Here is an 18,203-nt window from a genome sequence, read left to right on the forward strand (position 1 = left end):
GCTGAGTCTTTATCTACAGCGTTGGCTGTTTTCCCCTGCGCCTTTCAAGCCACCGCGTTGTTGTTTATCGCCTAGCGGTGGTTTGAAATTCATTGGGGATATTTTGTTTTTTTCCTCTGAGGAATTTCCGATGCACAGACCTTTCCGTTATACGCTACTGGCTTCATCGTTATGGTTTTCTTGCGGCGCGCTGGCGCAGCCGGCGGGTGATTTGCCGCTGATGCCCTGGCCGCAGCAGGTGGAAGTGACGCAACCGGCGGGCAAGCTGGTTTTGGATCACCGTTTGTCCCTGACGCTGCAGGGTGACGACTTGGGTGACGCGCTGCCGCGCTGGCGCCAGCGCATCGAACTGCAGACCGGTTGGACGCTGGCGCCGAGGGAGGAAGCGAACGGCGCGGCGATCAGGGTGGTGATCAAGGATCGGGTGGCGGCGCAGCCGCTGCCGGGCAGCGATGAGAGTTACCGGCTGGCGGTCACGCCGCAGGGCGCCACGCTGACCGCCAACACCCGCTTCGGCGCGCTGCGCGGCATGGAGACCCTGCTGCAACTGCTGCAGACCGACGGGCAAAACACTTTCCTGCCATTGGTGGATATTCGCGACGTGCCGCGTTTTCCGTGGCGCGGCGTGCTGCTGGATTCGGCGCGCCATTTCCTGCCGCTGCCGGACATTTTGCGCCAGCTCGACGGCATGGCGGCGGCCAAGCTCAACGTATTCCACTGGCACCTGACCGACGATCAGGGCTGGCGCTTCGCCTCCGAGCATTACCCTAAATTGCAGCAGCAGGCCAGCGACGGCCAGTTCTACACCCGTGAGCAAATGCAGCAGGTGGTGGCTTACGCCACGGCGCGCGGCATTCGCGTGGTGCCGGAGATCGACATGCCGGGGCACGCCTCCAGCATCGCGGTGGCCTATCCCGACCTGATGAGCGCGCCGGGGCCGTATCGCATGGAGCGCGAGTGGGGCGTGCATAAGCCGACGCTCGATCCGACCCGAGACGAGGTGTATCGGTTTGTCGATACGATCGTCGGCGAGCTGGCGGCGATCTTCCCCGATCCTTATCTGCACATCGGCGGCGACGAAGTGGACGCCAGCCAGTGGCGGGCGTCGCCGTCGATTCAGGCGTTTATGCAGCAGAACGGGCTGGCGGATACCCATGCGCTGCAGGCCTACTTCAACCAGAAGCTGGAAAAGATCCTCGAGAAGCACCAGCGGCAGATGGTCGGCTGGGACGAGATCTATCATCCGTCGCTGCCGCGTTCGATCGTCATTCAGTCCTGGCAGGGGCAAGACTCGCTGGGCGCCAGCGCGCAGGACGGCTATCAGGGCATCCTCTCCACCGGTTTCTACCTCGATCAGCCGCAAAGCACCGCCTATCACTACCGCAATGAAATTCTGCCGCAGCCGCTGGGGGTTGAGACGGCGGTGCAGCCCGGCGAGCAGGCGCAAAGCTGGCGTTTCAGCATGCCGCGCCTGAAGGGCAGCGCGGTGGAGGGCAGCTTCACGTTGATCGAGGGCAAGCAGGGCTGGCGCGGCTTTATCGATTTCAACGGCAAATCGCGCCGCGCGGTGCACGATATCGTCTGGCGCACGCCGCAGCAGGTGACGTTCCGCGTCGATACCTGGATGGGCGACACGCGGCCGGTGTTTACGCTGCAACAGGACAAGCTCAGCGGCTATACGCTGGTCGGCAACGTGCGTTACCCCACCCAGGGCGAGAAACTGGCGGCGGCGCCGGCGGGCAAGATGCCGGTGGTGCCGGATGAGAAGGGGCAGGCCAAGATCCTCGGCGGGGAAGCGGCGCTGTGGGCGGAAAACGTGCGTGCGCCGCTGATCGATCTCAAGCTGTGGCCGCGCGCCTTTGCGGTGGCGGAGCGGCTGTGGTCGGCGCAGGACGTCACCGATGAGAACAACATGTACCGGCGGCTGGCGGCGATCGACGCCTGGTCGGTGGTGTCGGTCGGCCTGCAGCAGCACGCGGAAACGGCGCGCGAATTCACCCGGCTGAGCAACAGCGTGCAGATCATGCCGCTGCAGATCCTGGCCGAGGCGGTGGAACCGGCGCAGTATTACACCCGCCAGCACCTGAAGTTCCAGGCCGGCAACTATCACCAGTTCGAACCGCTGAACCGCTTTGCCGATGCGCTGCCGCCGGAGAGCGAGGCGGTGCGCGCCATGCATGCGCAGGTCGCGGCTCTGCTGAAGGATAAGCGCGATAAGGCGGCGGCGCAGGCGCTGCGCGAACGGCTGCAGCGCTGGCAGGCGAACGGCGCGGCGCTGCAGACGGCGATCGTGGGCAACCGCACGCTGCAAGATCTGGCGCCGGTGGCGCAGGACGTGGATGCCCTGGCCGCATTGGGGTTAACGCTGCTGGATCGCCATCAGCAGGACAAACCGCTGAGCCGGGCCGAGGCCGAACGAGCGCAGCGCCGGCTGGATGCGGCGGCGCAGACGCGCGACGAAGTGGTGATTGCCGCGGTGTACCCGTTGGAGGCGCTGCTGCGGGGGCTTAAAACGGAGTGAGGGTGACGGGGCTCGGCCAGTTGAGCCCCGGTTTTGTTACGCCTGTAGCGACAGCGGCGCATACCCGATGGCGTGCTGCAGGTAATTCAGCAGCAGCTGGCGGGTGAAGCGCGGCTCATCGATACCGCTGCCCTGCAGGAAGCGTTGCAGGTTGCTGCAGTCCCACCGATAGGTGTCTTGATAGAGCTCCACCGTCGATAGCTCGTCTACCATAGGATCCTTGAACAGGCTGAGCAGCGGGTACAGCGGCGCGTCGCTGTCGTTTTCCCATTGTGCCCGCCACTGTGCGAAGGGCAAGGGACGAAAACGATAACCGAACTCGCGCTCCAGCAGGCTGAAAAACTCACGCAGCGTCAGATTATTGTCACCTTGATGGATCAGGTTGAATTTCTGCCCCAGCGCCTGCGGGTTGCGAGAGACGTGGGCGATGGCCCGGGTCATGTAATCCACCGTGGTCAACCCTTCGCGCATATCCCGCAAATCCGGCACCGTGCCGCTGCTGATGCAGGTTTTCACCAGCCGTCCCCACCATTGATAATCGGCGTTGACGCCGGTACGGCTGTGGCAGGTGGCGTAGCCCAGGCGGAAGGTCATCAGCGGCAGGCCTTGCGCCGCCGCCAAATCGGCGATTTTCTCCATCACCCATTTGCTGCGCACGTAGCCGATATCGCGGCTGACCGCCGGCAGGTTTTGGTCGATATCGTCGCTTTCCCGCATCACCCGCTTGCCGGTGTGCAGATGCCCCCAGCTGTATACGGAGATGGTCGACAGCAGCATCAGCGGCTTGGTGCGGCTATGCGCCGCGAAGCGAATGATTTCCCGCAGGCCCTGCACGTTGTCGCGCTTCATGTAGGCGTAAGGCTGGATAAAATTCACCGCGCTGGCCGAATGGTAAATCAGATCGATATCTCGGCTTAACGCCCTGTAGGCCGCCGGCGTCAGCGAAAAGTCGTGTTCCGCTACGTTGCCAGGCACGATATGAATGCGCGCGTGCTGGCTGGCGTTCAGCGCGATCCGGTAGCGCTGCAGCACCGCCTCCAGCCGCTGTCTCGGCGGCAGTTTGGCGCCGTCGCGCACCAGACAGTACAGCTCGGCGTCGGTGGTGCGCAGCAGATCGGCCAACAGATGCGCGCCGACGAAGCCGGTGGCGCCGGTCAGCAAAATGGCGCGCGGCGCGCTGATTTGCCGCGGATCGAACGTCGGATCGATGACGAGATCCGACGGCAAATACACATCATCCTGTAAGGCACGCGCTTCGCCTTGCCGCTGTGTCGGTTGCCGGTCTCTGCGTTGTGCCAGTGCCTGTGCCAGGGCACCCAGAGTGGGATATTCATAGATGTCGTGCACCGAAGTCTCGACGGCAAATGCCTCGGCCAGCGCCGTCATCAGCTTGGCCGCCAACAGCGAATGGCCGCCCAGCGAGAAAAAATCATCGTCGGTTGCGGGCTGTTCCACTTTCAGCAACGAACGCCAGAGATCGGCGACGATGCGCTGATCGGCGGTCAGCGGTTGCGCAACGCCGGCGCTGACCGGTTGGTAATGCGCCAACAGAGCCGCTTTGTCGATCTTGCCGTTGTTGTTCAGCGGCATGTGTTGCAGTAAACGATAATCGGCGGGCAGAAATGCGGTGGGCAGCGTTTCTTTCAGTTTCTGTCGGACGCGTGCGATCACGTTTTCGCCGTCACACTCCGCGACCAGAAACGCCACGATTTTCTTGCCCAGCGGATCATCTGCCGCCGCCACGGCGGCCACCGCTTTACGGATGCCCGCAACCTGCAGCATGGCGTTTTCGATTTCGCCCAGTTCAATGCGATTGCCGCGGATTTTGACCTGATCGTCGATACGGCCCAGATATTGAATGCGGCCATCCGCCAGCCAACGAGCCCGATCGCCGCTGCGGTACAGGCGCAATCCGGCGAAGTGAGGCGGGGTGATGAAGCGCTCGGCGGTCAACGCCGGATTGTTCAGGTAGCCGCGGGCCAGACAGCGGCCGCTGATATACAGCTCGCCGGGGCGATCGCCGATCACGGGCTGCAGTCGGTCATCGAGGATGAAGATTTCGGTATCGCCGATGGGCCGCCCAATGCTGGCGGGCGGGTTTTGCGTGGCGCAAGCCACCCGGTTGCAGGTGGCGAAGATGGTGGCTTCCGTCGGGCCGTAGTAATCGATCAATGAATAATCGATGCCGCGCAGATCGACCGGATGAAGTTTCTCCCCTGAGCTGAACAGATACCGCAGCGCCAGATTGGCCGGTTGCGGCGCGCCGACCACTTCGGCGACCAGTACGGCGGGCAGGCTGGCGTGGGTAATGCCCTGTTCGGCAAAGTAGGCCAGCAGGACTTCCGGCTGCAGGCGAGCGTCTTCCGGGGGCAGATACAATGTGCCGCCGCTGGTCAGAGGCGACCAGATCTCCCATTGCGCAACGTCGAAACTCAAGCCGGCGATCAGCGTAGAACGACTTTCGGCATCCATAGCGAATTGCTTGTTATGCCAGAGAATTAAATTCAGCAGCGACTGATGTTCTATCAGCACACCTTTCGGTTTGCCGGTGGTACCTGAAGTGAAAATGAGATAAACGATGGCATCGGGAGACGGAGAAATTAACGTTATATTCTCCTGCGGAGAAATTGATATATTATCAATATAAATAATATCCTCGCTGAAGTTATTTTCCGAAAGCGCTATCGTCGCGTTGCTGGCGAGTATTAAAGGGGAACCGCTTTGCGTAACGATATCCTGTATTCTTTTTTCCGGGTAACGGGCGTCGATGGGAATATAGCCTGCGCCGGCTTTGACGATCGCCAACATACCGATCAGCATTTCCGGCGTGCGCAGCGTGACGAGCGGCACATAGCTGCCGGGCGCCACGCCCCGCCGTAGCAACAGCGCGCACAGTGCGCTGCTGGCTTCATCCAATTGACGGTAGGTCAGGCGTTTATTATCGCCGACGACGGCAAGTTTTTCCGGATAACGGGAAGCTTGTTGGATAAAATAATCCAATACGCTAGGTGCCATGGTTATCTCCTGTCATTATTCACGAAGTGAACGAAATGAAACAGCAATGACCCGGCCGGGTGAAAAACAATTATAGGCGTATTTTTATTAGGGAATTGTAAATGTGAACGATATTACGCTATCGCTATAAATTAATTGGGTTAAAAAATTATTATCAATAAAAACGGCCAGCCGAAGCTGACCGTGATTCGCGTGCGCGTCGATTAACGACGCACGGCGATGGCTTCGATTTCGATCTTCACGTCTTTCGGCAGACGCGCCACTTCTACGCAGGAGCGGGCCGGGAACGGCGCGCTGTGCTCGGTGAAGAAGGCTTCGTACGCGGCGTTGACGGTGGCGAAGTCGTTCAGGTCTTTCACGAACACGGTGGTTTTCACGATGTCGGCAACGAGCAGGCCGGCGGCTTCGACGATCGCCTTGACGTTTTCCAGCGACTGGCGCGCCTGTGCGGCGACGTCGTCGGCGACGGAGCCGGTTTTCGGATCGACCGGGATCTGGCCGGAAGTGATGATCATGCTGCCCAGATCAACGCCCTGCACGTAAGGACCAATGGCTGCCGGGGCGAGTTCAGTGCTGATGTTACGTGACATGTTTTCTCCTGATAAACGAGGATTGTTCTATCCAGAAATCCCATTATAGGGCGTCACCGGGAGAATGACAGCGCCATCTCCCGGCGCCCATGCCGGGCTTAGTCGGCCTGCAACACCACCTGATGCTCGAACTCTTTTTCGCAGTAGCGGCATTTCAGGTGCACTTCGCCGCCGCGCGATTTGACGCTGAAGCTCGACGCCACCGGCTCGCTGCGGCTGATGCAGTTGCCGTTCGGGCAGGTCAGCACGCCGTCGATGTGGTCCGGCAGGCTGAGGGTCAGCTTGCGCACCACTTCATAGTTGTCGATGCGGTTTACCGTGGCCTTCGGCGCGTACATCGCCAGTTGGTTGGCCTGCTGCTCGGTCAGGAAGGTGTTCTCGATCTTGATCAGATCCTTGCGGCCCAGCTCGTTGGAGGGCAGGTTCAGGCCGATGGTGATGCGCTGGTCGGTGGCGGTCAGCTTGAACAGCGTCAGCAGTTTGAAACCGATCTGCGCCGGAATGTGGTCGATTACCGTGCCGCATTTGATCGCTTCCACCTGCAGTTTGTTGTCATGAGTCATGGCGGTTCCCCCTTAAAGAGCCAAATCTGCGTTGAGCACCAGCGCCAGCAGCGCCTGGCGGGCGAAGATGCCGTTGCCCGCCTGCTGGAAGTAGTAAGCGTGCGGCGTTTTATCCACGTCGGTGGCGATCTCGTCGATGCGCGGCAGCGGGTGCAGCACCTTGAGGTTGGCGCGCGCGCCGGCCAGATCCGCGGCGCGCAGCACGAACTGCGCCTTCACGTTGGCGTACTCGGACGGATCGAGGCGCTCTTTCTGCACCCGGGTCATGTAGAGAATATCCAGCTCCGGCACCACTTCTTCAATGCTGCCGTGCAGGCTGTACTCGATGCCTTTCTCTTCCAGCATTTTCAGGATGTAGGCCGGCATCGCCAGCGCGTCCGGGGCGATGAAGTAGAAGCGGTTGCCTTCGAACTTGGCCAGCGCCTGGGTGAGCGAGTGCACGGTGCGGCCGTACTTCAGGTCGCCGACCATGGCGATGCTGAGGTTGCTCAGGCGGCCCTGGGTTTCCTGGATGGTGAACAGATCCAGCAGGGTCTGGGTCGGGTGCTGGTTGGCGCCGTCGCCGGCGTTGAGCACCGGCACGTTGCCGGAGAACTCCGAGGCCATGCGCGCCGCGCCTTCCTGCGGATGGCGCATCACGATGGCGTCCACGTAGGTGCTGATCACCGAGATGGTGTCGGCCAGGGTTTCGCCTTTCTTGCCGAGCGAGGTGTTGCTGCCGTCGGCGAAACCGACCACCGAGGCGCCGAGGCGGTGCATCGAGGTTTCGAACGACAGGCGGGTACGGGTCGAGGCTTCGAAGAAGCAGCTGGCGATCACCTTGTGTTTCAACAGCTCCGGCTGCGGGTTGGCTTTCAGACCGGCGGCGGTGCGCAGCACCAGCTCCAGATCCTCGCGGCTGAGATCGTTAATAGAGATGATGTGTTTGTGATACAGCGGGTTGGCCATTTTTCACTCCTCCTCGACGCGTGCCCGTGGCGCGGGACTTTTTAAGGCAAAAAAAAGCCCCTCAATGAGGGGCTTGAAAAGATCGGTTTAGCAACAGGAGAAACAACGGCAGCTGGCCGCCGATAGGCAGTCGGTTTTGTCGATTGCGGCTAACAAAACAAACGTCGTTTTTCATGCTTTCTCCTGGCAAATTGTGGCGCATTATACTCGCGCTTTTCGCCACTGCAAGCGTTAAAACGCCGTTTTTTGCCGCCCCGCAATCGATTGGCCGGCGATGGCCGCTCGCCGGCTATTTGCTGACGCGATCGTAGTAGACCATGTCGGCGTTCAACCCTTGTTGATAGCCTTTGACGTTGTCGCGCAGCACCACTTCGGTTTTAGCCTGATCGATAAACACGTACGGCGAACTGTGCTGCAGCTCCTGCTGCATGGCGGTGTACAGCGCGCGGCGCTTGGCCGGATCGGCTTCGGCCAGCGCCGCCAGCGTCTGCTTATTCAACTGCGGGATCTGCCAGCCGTTCAGCCCGGCCACCGTGCTGCTCTTGCCGTCGTTGTAAGCGAAGGCGCTGGCGTTGGAGTGGGCGTCGAAGTAATCCGGGATCCACAGCCGGATCGCCGCCTGATGCTGTCTGGCGCGCACGCGCGAGTAAACCTGGCTGCCCGCGGCCGGCAGCAGCTCGATCTTCACGCCGGCGGCGGCGAAGCTGCCCTGCAGCGCCTGCGCGATGGTGATGAACGGCGGTTTGTTCTCCACGTCCAGCGTAAAGGCGGCGTGGGTGATGCCCGCCTTGGCCAGGATGGCTTTCGCCTTGGCCGGATCGTAGCTGAACGGGTTGCTCTCCAGCGCGCCCGGCAGCCCGACCGGCAGGAAGCTCTGGTGCACGAAGTATTGGCCCTTCAGCAGCTCCTTCGTGATGCCCTGATAATCCACCAAGTAGCGCGCCGCTTCCCAGAAGGCCGGGTTGTTCAGCAGCGGATTGGCGCCGTTGCCGGTGTTGAACACCAGATAGTTTTGCTCGGCGGACGGGATCTCCAGCACCTTGACGCCCGGCTGGTTCTTCAGCGTGTCGGTCTGGTCGGCGCCCAGTTCGCGGGCGATATCGGCGTCGCCCTGCTGGAGCAGCAGGCGGCGGGTGGCCGGATCCGGCACGTTTTTAATGATGATGTTGTTCAGCTGCGGCTTGTCGCCCGGCGAGGTGGGGTTGGCGTCCAGCACGATCGCCTGGTGCGGCTGATAGACGCGCATCTTGAACGGGCCGCTGCCGGCGGAGTGCATCTTCAGCCAGGCGTTGCCGAAGTCGCCGTCTTTGACGTTGGCCAGCGCCGCTTTGCTGTCGACGATCGAGGCGATCGGCGTCGAGAGGATATTCAGCGCCACCGCCGGACTGACGTCCGCCGTCCAGCGCAGTTGCACGGTATGTTCGTCGATCTTCTTGAGCTGCGCGTCGATGTTGTCCGGCTGCCAGCCGAGCACGTTGAGGATGAACGCCGGCGACTTGTTCATTTTCACCGCGCGGCTGTAGGAGAAGATCACGTCGTCGGCGGTCAGCGGGTTGCCGGAGGCGAACGCCGCCTGCGGCCGCAGCTTCACCGTCAGCGTTTTGGCCGCCGCATCGCTCTGCCAGCTTTCCGCCAGCACCGGCGCCACCTTGGCCGGATCGTCGCGATCCGCCTGCACCAAGCGCTGGTACAGGCTGGGCACCGTCTGGATGCTGGAGAGTTCGTTGGCTTCCGCCGGATCGAGGCTGACGATGTCATCCAGCGATTGCACCACCACCAGCGTATTCGGCGGCGTGGCGGCTAACACGGCGGCGGGCAGGGCGGCGAGCAGGAACAGCGGCAAGAGTTTGGCTTTCATCGGTGTATATCCCCTGAAGGCGCCACAAGGTGGCGCTGAGAACGGTTTGTTATCGTTGGTTTTTACGGCGCGGGCGCCGTCGGCCTGTCACGGTAGAACCTTTGCCGGCGGCGGGCAAAGGTCAATGCGCTATTTGATATTCCTGGAATATATTAGCCGCCCTGGCCGGGGGCGCCAGGGCGGAGGAGGAGGATTGTCAGAGGGTTTCGCTCAGCGTGGCGACCAGCACCGCCTTGATGGTATGCAGCCGGTTTTCCGCCTGATCGAACACCACGCTGTGCGCTGACTCGAACACCTCGTCGGTCACTTCCATGCCGCCGTGCAGATCGTACTGCTGCGCCATCTGCTTGCCGAGCGTGGTTTGGTCGTCGTGGAACGCCGGCAGGCAGTGCAGGAACTTCACGTTCGGGTTGCCGGTCAGTTTCAGCATCGCCATGTTGACCTGATACGGCCGCAGCAGCGCGATACGCTCTTGCCAGGTTTCTTTCGGTTCGCCCATCGACACCCACACGTCGGTGTAGAGGAAGTCGGCGTCTTGCACCCCTTCGGCGATGTCTTCGGTCAGGGTGAGTTTCGCGCCGGTTTGCTGCGCCAGCGCCTGGCATTCGGCCACCAGCTCCGGCTGCGGCCAGCAGGCCTTCGGCGCCACCAGCCGCAGATCCATGCCCGCCAGCGCGGCGGCTTCCAGCAGCGTGTTGCCCATGTTGTTGCGCGCGTCGCCGACGTACGCCAGCTTCACTTCACTCAGCGCCTTGCCCGGCAGGTGTTCCTGCACGGTGAGCAGATCCGCCAGCAATTGGGTAGGGTGGAACTCGTCGGTCAGGCCGTTCCACACCGGCACGCCGGCATGTTCCGCCAGGGTTTCCACCAGCGCCTGGCCGTAGCCGCGATACTGAATGCCGTCGTACAGGCGGCCCAGCACCCGGGCGGTGTCTTTCATCGACTCTTTATGGCCGATCTGGCTGCCGCTTGGGCCGAGATAGGTCACCTGCGCGCCCTGATCGAATGCGGCAACTTCGAAAGAGCATCGCGTGCGGGTCGAGTCTTTTTCGAAGATGAGCGCAATGTTTTTGCCCAGCAGCCGGCGCGGTTCCCGCCCCTGCTTTTTGGCCTGTTTCAGATCGGCCGCCAGCTTCAGCAGCGCCTGCAGTTCGGCGGGGGTGAAATCCATTAACCTCAGAAAGTGACGTTGGTAGAACGCATTGCCGGTGCTCATAGTCCGATTCCCTGATTGTTTAATTGAATTAAAATTCACTTTATATGTATGAATATTCAATTTCAACCCCGGCGAGGAAATCTTTCACGTTTATCGTGGAAGCAATGTCGGCGGTGTGTGAAAATAGAAGGAATGAAGGCCATTTGACTTGAGGATATAGGCATGGCAAACCGCGAATTGCTGGAAGAACAACGTGAAGAGACCCGCCTGATCATCGAAGAACTGCTGGAAGACGGCAGCGATCCGGACGCGCTCTACACCATCGAGCACCATCTGTCCGCCGAGAAATTTGAGGTTCTGGAGCAGGCCGCCGTTGAAGCCTTCAAGTTGGGCTACGAAGTGACCGACGCCGAAGAGCTGGAAGTGGAAGACGGTTCGCTGGTGATGTGCTGCGACGTGATCAGCGAAGTCGGCCTGAACGCCGAACTGATCGACGCCCAGGTCGAGCAGCTGGTGGCGCTGGCGGAACGCTGCGGCGTCAACTACGACGGCTGGGGCACCTACTTCGAAGATCCGAACGGTGAAGACGGTGAGGATGACGAAGACGGCGACTACATCGACGAAGACGACGACGGCAAACGCCACTAATTAACCCCGCTTATTCACATGGGCCGGCTCTCGTCGGCCCCTGATATCCCCGTCGTCTTTCAAGCTGCAGCGTTGTTGGCTGCACTCTCTCACCCCAGTCACTTACCTGAGTAAGCTCCTGGGGATGAGTGAGCTGGCCGCCTAGCTGCAACTTGAAATACATAGGGCAATGAAGCCGATGACATACCAGTCCCTGTTAGCCCCGATTTTAAGCTTCCTGCACTGTGAAACTCCCGACGCCTGGATCGACGCCGCGCGCCGTCCGGAAAACCTGCAGCTGTTGCTGACCGACCACCTGGTGTGCGAGCTGAAGGCCGCGCAGACCGGCATGTGGCTGATCCGCCGCTATGTGGCGGACAAAGAGAGCGGCGACGCGCTGTTGGCGCTGCTGCGGCCCTACGAGGCGTTTCTGCACGAAGCGCAGGGCGCGCCGGACACGCTGTTCCGCCAGGGCCAGTTCACCCGCAAGATCCTGCCGAAAAACGGCTCGGCCTACGGCCAGGATCTGGCGGATCGCATGGTGCTGTTGATCAAGGAAGAGCTGCATCACTTCTCGCAGGTGCTGGAGATCATGCAGGCACGCGGGATCCCGTATCGCAAGATCACCGCCAGCCGCTACGCCAAGGGCATGATCCGCGAGATCCGCACCCACGATCCGGCGACGCTGATCGATAAACTGATCTGCGGCGCCTACATCGAAGCGCGATCCTGCGAACGCTTCGCCAAGCTGGCGCCGCACCTGGACGACGAGTTGAACCGCTTTTACGTTTCGCTGCTGCGATCCGAAGCGCGGCATTACCAGGACTACCTGACATTGGCCGAGCAGATCGCCGGCGGCGACATCAGCGAACGGGTGGCGCATTTCGGCCGCCTCGAAGCTGAGCTGATCCTGTCGCCGGACAGCGAGCTGCGTTTCCACAGCGGCGTGCCCGCCGCCGCCTGACGTTGAGGCGCGCCCTTACTGCGGCGCGCCCAGCAACAAATCTACCGCCTTTTCCGCCAGCATGATGGTCGGCGCATTGGTGTTGCCGCTGGTGAGCTGCGGCATCACCGAGCAGTCGATCACCCGCAACCGTTCAAAACCGTGCACCCGCAGCTGCGGATCGGTCACCGCGTCCTGTGGCGACGGCCCCATGCGGCAACTGCCCACCGGGTGATACACCGTCTTGCAGAAGTTGCGCACGAATTCTTCCAGCTGCGCTTCATCGCGCGTCCACTCCGGCTGCGGCATCAGCAGATCTTTGATCAGCGGCTTCAGCGCCGCGGTTTGCAGGAAATCCAGGCCGAACTTCACCGCGCGCACGCTGCCGGCCAGATCGTCCGGGTGGCCGAGGTAGTTGGCGTGCAGCTTGACCGGATCGCGCGGGTTGCTGCTGCGCAGCTGCACTTCGCCGCGCGCCTTCGGCTGCAGGTAGCCGACCTTGAGCGTGAAGCCGTGAATGTTCGGCAGCGGCTCGCCGGGCACGTCGTCCCAGCTGTCCAGCAGCGGCAGGAAGTGGATCTGCACGTCCGGCCGGCCGTCGCCCTGGCTGTCGGTGAAGGCGGCGCCTTCCAGCACGTTGGATGAGAGCACCCCGCTGCGAAACGCCAGCCACTGCGCGCCGTGGCTCAGCGCCTGCAGGCCGCGATCGGCGCCGAACAGGCTGATCGGCTCGCGGGTGCTGACGTTGATCGACATGTGCAGATGGTCGTGGAAGTTTTTGCCCACCGGCAGATCCGCCCGCACCTCGATGCCCAGCTGCTGCAGGTGGTCGCGCGGGCCGATGCCGGACAGCATCAGCAGCTTCGGCGAACCGACCGCGCCGGCGCTGACGATCACCTCTTTGGTGGCGCGAGCGGTCACTTCGGCGCCGCCGTTCTGGCTGTAGACCACGCCGGTGGCGACGTTGCCCTCGAAGGTCAGCCGATGCGCCAGGGCGTTCAGTTTCACCACCAGCCGCCGTTCGTCGCGCACCGCCTTCAGGTAGGTGCGGGCGGTGCTGGCGCGTTCGCCGTTGTGGGTGGTGGTTTGGTAGAAACCGACGCCGTGCTGGCTGTCGCCGTTGAAGTCGTTGCGATAGGGCAGGTTCAGCTCCTGGCCGGCGCGGATAAACGCCATGCTGAGCGGGTGGCGATAGCGGTTTTCGCTGACCGGCAGCAGCCCGTCGGCGCCGTGGTAGTCGTCGGACAGGCTTTCGTTGGCCTCGGCGCGTTTGAAGTAGGGCAGCACCTCGCGGTAGCTCCAGCCGGCGCAGCCGTAGCGTTCGGCCCAGTCGTCGTAGTCCTGCGGCTGGCCGCGCAGGTAGATCATGCCGTTGACCGAACTGCTGCCGCCCAGCACCTTGCCCTGCGCGATCTGCATGCGGCGGTTATTGGCGTGCGGTTCCGGTTCCGTCTCATAAGGCCAGCTCTTTTTGGCGATGATTTTGGCCACCCCGGCCGGCATCTTGATAAACAGGTTATTGTCGTCGCCGCCGGCTTCCAGCAGCAGCACCCGCGCCTGGGTGCGGCGGATCAGCTGCGCCGCCAGCACGCAGCCGGCGGAACCGGCGCCGACGATGATGTAATCAAAGGTATTTTCCGACATGACAGCTCTCCGTGCGCGATTGGGATACTGGCAGAGTAACGCGGGGGAAAAAGCGGTCAATTTGCGATCGTTAATTTATTAACGAACTTCACATTAAATTTACATCGTGGTTTTAAACTTCAGTTTATCTGCTTGAAAAACGGCGTTATAGCGAGTTTTACTGATTGATTGCGATATTAATAAAAAAGGCGCAGCAAGCTGCGCCCTGATGAAGAGGCAGGGGAGGATTACAGCGTTTTCAGCATGGTGACTTCGCAATCGACATGGCCGGTGGCGCCCATCGCGTGGTCGATGTGTTCAAAGCCCAGGTGTTCGTACAGCGCGACGGCCTGCGTCAGGCTGGCGGTGGTTTCGAGATAACAACAGCGGAAGCCGTGCTGGCGGGCGAAATCCAGCGCCTGCAGCGCCAGGCGTTTCGCCAATCCCTTGCCGCGCAACACCGGCAGGAAATACATCTTCTGCAATTCGCAAATATCGTCTGCGCCGCCCTGCAGCGGCGCGATGCCGCCGCCGCCGGCGACCTGGCCGTCCACCTCGATCACCCAGTAAGCGCTGCGCGGCAGGCTATAGAGCTGATACAGGGCATCTAGGTTGGGATCGGAGACGGTATAGCCTTTATCCGCCGTCAAGCCGTGCTCGGCGGAGACTTCGCGAATGACGTGAGCAATGGCGGCATTGTCTTCCGCCGTGATGGGGCGCACCAGCAGGCGCGCCGGGGTTGCTGTTGTCATGTTTACACTCGCCATTGAAAGAGACCACGTTCGTTTTTCGTTTTTATCGCAGCACGAAACGCGCCGGGGGTTATTTCCCGGCGGCGTCCCTGCAGCAGTAATATCTTGTAATAACATCTAACCCGGCCCGGATGCAACGGCGATAAAAAAACAGCGGGGAAGACCCCGCTGTTTTCAGGCGTTGGCGTGAGCCGGTGGATTACAGCGCGGCGATGGTCGCCTGCTGTTCCTGCAGCTTCACTTTGCCTTCTTTGCAGGCCGCCAGGCGATCGCGTTCTTTGGCGACCACCGCTTCCGGCGCGCGCGCCACGAAGCCTTCGTTCGCCAGCTTGCCTTCGATCGAAGCGATTTCCGCATCCAGTTTGCCCATCTCTTTGGCCAGACGCGCGATCTCGGCGTCCTTGTCGATGAAACCGGCCATCGGGATCAGCAGCTCGGCGCCGTCCACCAGCTTGGTGACGGAGACCGGGCCTTTCTCACCGGCCGGCAGCAGCGCGATGGATCCCAGGCGCGCCAGGCGGGCGATAAAGCTTTGGTTCTCCTGCACGCGGCGCTGGGCGTCGGCGCTGCAGTTGCGCAGCAGCACGTCGAGCGCTTTGCTTGGCGCGATGTTCATCTCGGCGCGGATGTTGCGCACGGCGATGATGGTTTGCTTGATCCACTCCAGATCGTTCAGCGCCTGCTCGTCTTCCAGCGCGGCGTCGTAGGCCGGGAACGGTTGCAGCATGATGGTGTCTGCGGCCGTGCCGGTCAGCGGCTTCACGCGCTGCCAGATGGTTTCGGTGATGAACGGAATGATCGGGTGCGCCAGGCGCAGCAGCGCTTCCAGCACGGTGATCAGCGTGTGGCGGGTGCCGCGCTGTTCCGCTTCGCTGCCGTTGCTCACCACAGGCTTGGTCAGCTCCAGATACCAGTCGCAGAACTGGTTCCAGGTGAATTCGTACAGGATGTTGGCCGCCAGATCGAAGCGGTAGGTATCCAGCGCTTCACGGTAGGCTTTCACCGTGCGGTTGAATTCGGCCAGGATCCAGCGATCCGCCAGCGACAGCACTTTCTCGCCGCCGTTGAAGCCGCAGTCGTGCGCCTCGGTGTTCATCAGCACGAAGCGGCTGGCGTTCCACAGCTTGTTACAGAAGTTGCGGTAGCCTTCCAGGCGCTTCATGTCCCAGTTGATGTCGCGGCCGGTCGAGGCCAGCGCCGCCAGGGTGAAGCGCAGGGCGTCGGTGCCGTGCGGCTCGATGCCGTTCGGGAATTGCTTCTCGGTGCGCTTGCGGATTTTCTCCGCCAGCTGCGGCTGCATCATGTTGCCGGTGCGTTTTTCCAGCAGGTCTTCCAGCGAGATGCCGTCGACCATGTCCAGCGGGTCGATCACGTTGCCTTTCGACTTGGACATCTTCTGGCCTTCGTCGTCGCGGATAAGACCGGTCATGTAGACGGTCTTGAACGGCACCTGCGGCTTGCCGTTTTCATCCTTGATGAAGTGCATGGTCAGCATGATCATGCGCGCGATCCAGAAGAAGATGATGTCGAAGCCGCTGACCATCACGCTGGTCGGGTGGAAGGTTTTCAGCGCGTCGGTCTGCTCCGGCCAGCCCAGGGTGGAGAAGGTCCACAGGCCGGACGAGAACCAGGTGTCCAGCACGTCTTCGTCCTGGGTCAGCGCCACGTCGGCGCCCAGGTTGTTCTCGCTGCGCACTTCTTCTTCGCTGCGGCCCACATAGACTTTGCCGTTCACGTCGTACCAGGCCGGGATGCGGTGGCCCCACCACAGCTGACGCGAGATGCACCAGTCCTGAATGTCGCGCATCCAGCTGAAGTACATGTTTTCGTACTGCTTCGGCACGAACTCGATTTGGCCCTGTTCGACCGCTTCCACCGCCACTTTGGCCAGCGGCGCGGTGCGCACGTACCATTGGTCGGTCAGCATCGGCTCGATCACCACGCCGCCGCGGTCGCCGTAAGGCACCGTCAGGTCGTGCGGTTTGATCTCGTCCAGCAGGCCCAGATTTTCGAAGGCGGCGACCACCGCTTTACGCGCCGCGAAGCGCTCCAGGCCGCGGAACTCGGCCGGGATCTCGCTGCAGTAGTCGGTGCAGACTTCGCCCAGGGTGTTGAACACTTCCGCTTCCTGACGGATGTCACCGTCGAAGGTCAGAATGTTGATCATCGGCAGGCCGTGGCGTTTGCCGACTTCGTAGTCGTTGAAATCGTGCGCCGGGGTGATCTTCACGCAGCCGGTGCCTTTTTCCATATCGGCGTGTTCGTCGCCGACGATGCGGATGCGGCGGCCGACCAGCGGCAGAATGATCTCTTTGCCGATCAGGTCTTTATAGCGCGGATCTTCCGGGTTGACCGCCACGCCGGTATCGCCCAGCACGGTTTCCGGACGGGTGGTGGCGACCACCAGGTAGTCTTTGCCCTCGGCGGTTTTCGCGCCGTCGGCCAGCGGATAGCGCAGGTGCCACATCGAGCCTTTGGATTCGCGGTTTTCCACTTCCAGATCGGAGATGGCGGTGCGCAGCTTCGGATCCCAGTTCACCAGGCGCTTGCCGCGGTAGATCAGATCTTCTTTGTGCAGACGGACAAACACTTCGCGCACCGCGTTCGACAGACCTTCGTCCATGGTGAAGCGCTCGCGCTCCCAGTCCACGGAGTTGCCCAGACGGCGCATCTGACGGGTGATGGTGCCGCCGGATTCCGCCTTCCACTGCCAGATCTTGTCGATGAACGCGTCACGGCCGTAGTCGTGGCGGGTTTTGCCTTCTTCTGCGGCGATCTTGCGCTCCACCACCATCTGGGTGGCGATGCCGGCGTGGTCGGTGCCCGCCTGCCACAGGGTGTTTTTACCCTGCATGCGTTGATAGCGAATCATGGTGTCCATGATGGTCTGCTGGAACGCGTGGCCCATGTGCAGGCTGCCGGTGACGTTCGGCGGCGGGATCATGATGCAGAAGCTTTCCTGGCTGGTGTCGCCGTTCGGCTTGAAGTAACCCTGACTCTCCCAGTGATCGTACAGCTTCTGTTCGATCTGTTTTGGGTCGTATGCGGTGTCGAGCTGACTGTTTGTCTTTTCCATTCTTTATCGTATTCAGTGAGTTGGCGGCGTAGCCGTGGTCAAATGGAAGCCGACGCTGCGATAGGCCTTGTAACGGTCGCGCGCCAACTGTTTCAGAGTGTCTTCGTAAGGAACGAAGTCTACCACTTCATGGAAAGCGGTAGCAAAGTCGGCAAACTGCGGCAGCAGGGCGATCAGCAGATCGCGCGGGGCGTTGCCGCGCTTGCCGGGCCAGCACAGTTCCACCGGCGCGCCGTAGTGCGGCCCTTCGCCGGCCAGGTTGTGCGGCACGAATTCATGCGGCTCGCGCTGCCACAGCGCTTCGTCCAGCCGCTGGGCCTGCTCCTGGCTCTCGCAGGCGATCAGCACCCGCTTGCCGGAACGCCAGCGTTCGGCGGCAACGGCGCAGGCCACGGCCTCATGGGCGCTGAGCGCGCCTGACGGTTCCGCGTTGTCGAGCAAATAAAACGTCGCCTGTTTCATTAAGGATCCACCGCTGCCGATAAAAAAACAGGGCACAACATGTAGGTTGCGCCCTTTTTGGGAACGGAG

General features: G+C 61.6%; 13 protein-coding genes. 3 read left to right on the forward strand and 10 right to left on the reverse strand.

Annotation, left to right across the window (positions count from 1 at the left end):
• The first annotated feature begins 130 nt into the window (after positions 1-130).
• Positions 131-2,521, forward strand: coding sequence for a beta-N-acetylhexosaminidase (locus ACJ8KE_RS14550; protein ID WP_442517294.1), 2,391 nt, complete (start codon positions 131-133; stop codon positions 2,519-2,521).
• Between the two features lie 36 nt (positions 2,522-2,557).
• On the opposite strand, the gene ACJ8KE_RS14555 is transcribed toward ACJ8KE_RS14550, so the two are convergent.
• The 6 genes from ACJ8KE_RS14555 to argF all read right to left on the reverse strand — a co-directional run bounded on the left by ACJ8KE_RS14555 (position 2,558) and on the right by argF (position 10,711).
• Positions 2,558-5,536 carry an amino acid adenylation domain-containing protein gene (locus tag ACJ8KE_RS14555; protein WP_442517295.1) on the reverse strand — a complete coding sequence of 993 codons (2,979 nt, stop codon included), beginning with the start codon at positions 5,534-5,536 and terminating at the stop codon, positions 2,558-2,560.
• 203 nt (positions 5,537-5,739) lie between these two features.
• On the reverse strand, positions 5,740-6,126 hold the full coding sequence (gene ridA, locus ACJ8KE_RS14560; protein ID WP_016929282.1) for a 2-iminobutanoate/2-iminopropanoate deaminase: 387 nt from the start codon (positions 6,124-6,126) through the stop codon (positions 5,740-5,742).
• 98 nt (positions 6,127-6,224) lie between these two features.
• Positions 6,225-6,689, reverse strand: coding sequence for an aspartate carbamoyltransferase regulatory subunit (gene pyrI / locus ACJ8KE_RS14565; RefSeq protein ID WP_004933377.1), 465 nt, complete (start codon positions 6,687-6,689; stop codon positions 6,225-6,227).
• Between the two features lie 12 nt (positions 6,690-6,701).
• Positions 6,702-7,637: an aspartate carbamoyltransferase gene (pyrB, locus tag ACJ8KE_RS14570; protein WP_004933375.1), complete on the reverse strand. Its 936-nt coding sequence runs from the start codon at positions 7,635-7,637 to the stop codon at positions 6,702-6,704.
• A 289-nt stretch (positions 7,638-7,926) separates the two neighbouring features.
• A complete protein-coding gene (locus ACJ8KE_RS14575; RefSeq protein WP_442517296.1) occupies positions 7,927-9,495 on the reverse strand; it encodes an ABC transporter substrate-binding protein in 1,569 nt (522 codons plus the stop codon).
• A 196-nt stretch (positions 9,496-9,691) separates the two neighbouring features.
• Positions 9,692-10,711: an ornithine carbamoyltransferase gene (gene argF, locus ACJ8KE_RS14580; protein WP_016929280.1), complete on the reverse strand. Its 1,020-nt coding sequence runs from the start codon at positions 10,709-10,711 to the stop codon at positions 9,692-9,694.
• Positions 10,712-10,873: 162 nt separating this feature from the next.
• Between argF and rraB the strand changes: the two genes are divergently transcribed.
• Both rraB and miaE read left to right on the forward strand, forming a co-directional pair.
• Positions 10,874-11,299, forward strand: coding sequence for a ribonuclease E inhibitor RraB (rraB, locus tag ACJ8KE_RS14585; protein ID WP_004933365.1), 426 nt, complete (start codon positions 10,874-10,876; stop codon positions 11,297-11,299).
• A gap of 178 nt (positions 11,300-11,477) precedes the next feature.
• Entirely contained in the window at positions 11,478-12,242 is a 765-nt protein-coding gene (gene miaE, locus ACJ8KE_RS14590) for a tRNA isopentenyl-2-thiomethyl-A-37 hydroxylase MiaE (protein WP_015376459.1), read from the forward strand.
• A 15-nt stretch (positions 12,243-12,257) separates the two neighbouring features.
• On the opposite strand, the gene ACJ8KE_RS14595 is transcribed toward miaE, so the two are convergent.
• From ACJ8KE_RS14595 to ACJ8KE_RS14610, 4 genes are all read right to left on the reverse strand, one after another.
• Entirely contained in the window at positions 12,258-13,865 is a 1,608-nt protein-coding gene (locus ACJ8KE_RS14595; RefSeq protein ID WP_016929278.1) for a GMC family oxidoreductase, read from the reverse strand.
• Between the two features lie 227 nt (positions 13,866-14,092).
• The gene (locus ACJ8KE_RS14600) at positions 14,093-14,596 is read right to left on the reverse strand and encodes a GNAT family N-acetyltransferase (RefSeq protein WP_016929277.1); all 504 of its coding nucleotides are present in this window, start codon (positions 14,594-14,596) and stop codon (positions 14,093-14,095) included.
• A gap of 199 nt (positions 14,597-14,795) precedes the next feature.
• Positions 14,796-17,672, reverse strand: a complete 2,877-nt coding sequence (locus ACJ8KE_RS14605; protein WP_016929276.1) for a valine--tRNA ligase — start codon at positions 17,670-17,672, stop codon at positions 14,796-14,798.
• Between the two features lie 12 nt (positions 17,673-17,684).
• On the reverse strand, positions 17,685-18,134 hold the full coding sequence (locus ACJ8KE_RS14610) for a DNA polymerase III subunit chi (RefSeq protein WP_016929275.1): 450 nt from the start codon (positions 18,132-18,134) through the stop codon (positions 17,685-17,687).
• Positions 18,135-18,203 lie beyond the last annotated feature (69 nt).

It is taken from the genome of Serratia sp. CY56464 (assembly GCF_052168435.1).
GTDB lineage: Bacteria > Pseudomonadota > Gammaproteobacteria > Enterobacterales > Enterobacteriaceae > Serratia > Serratia marcescens.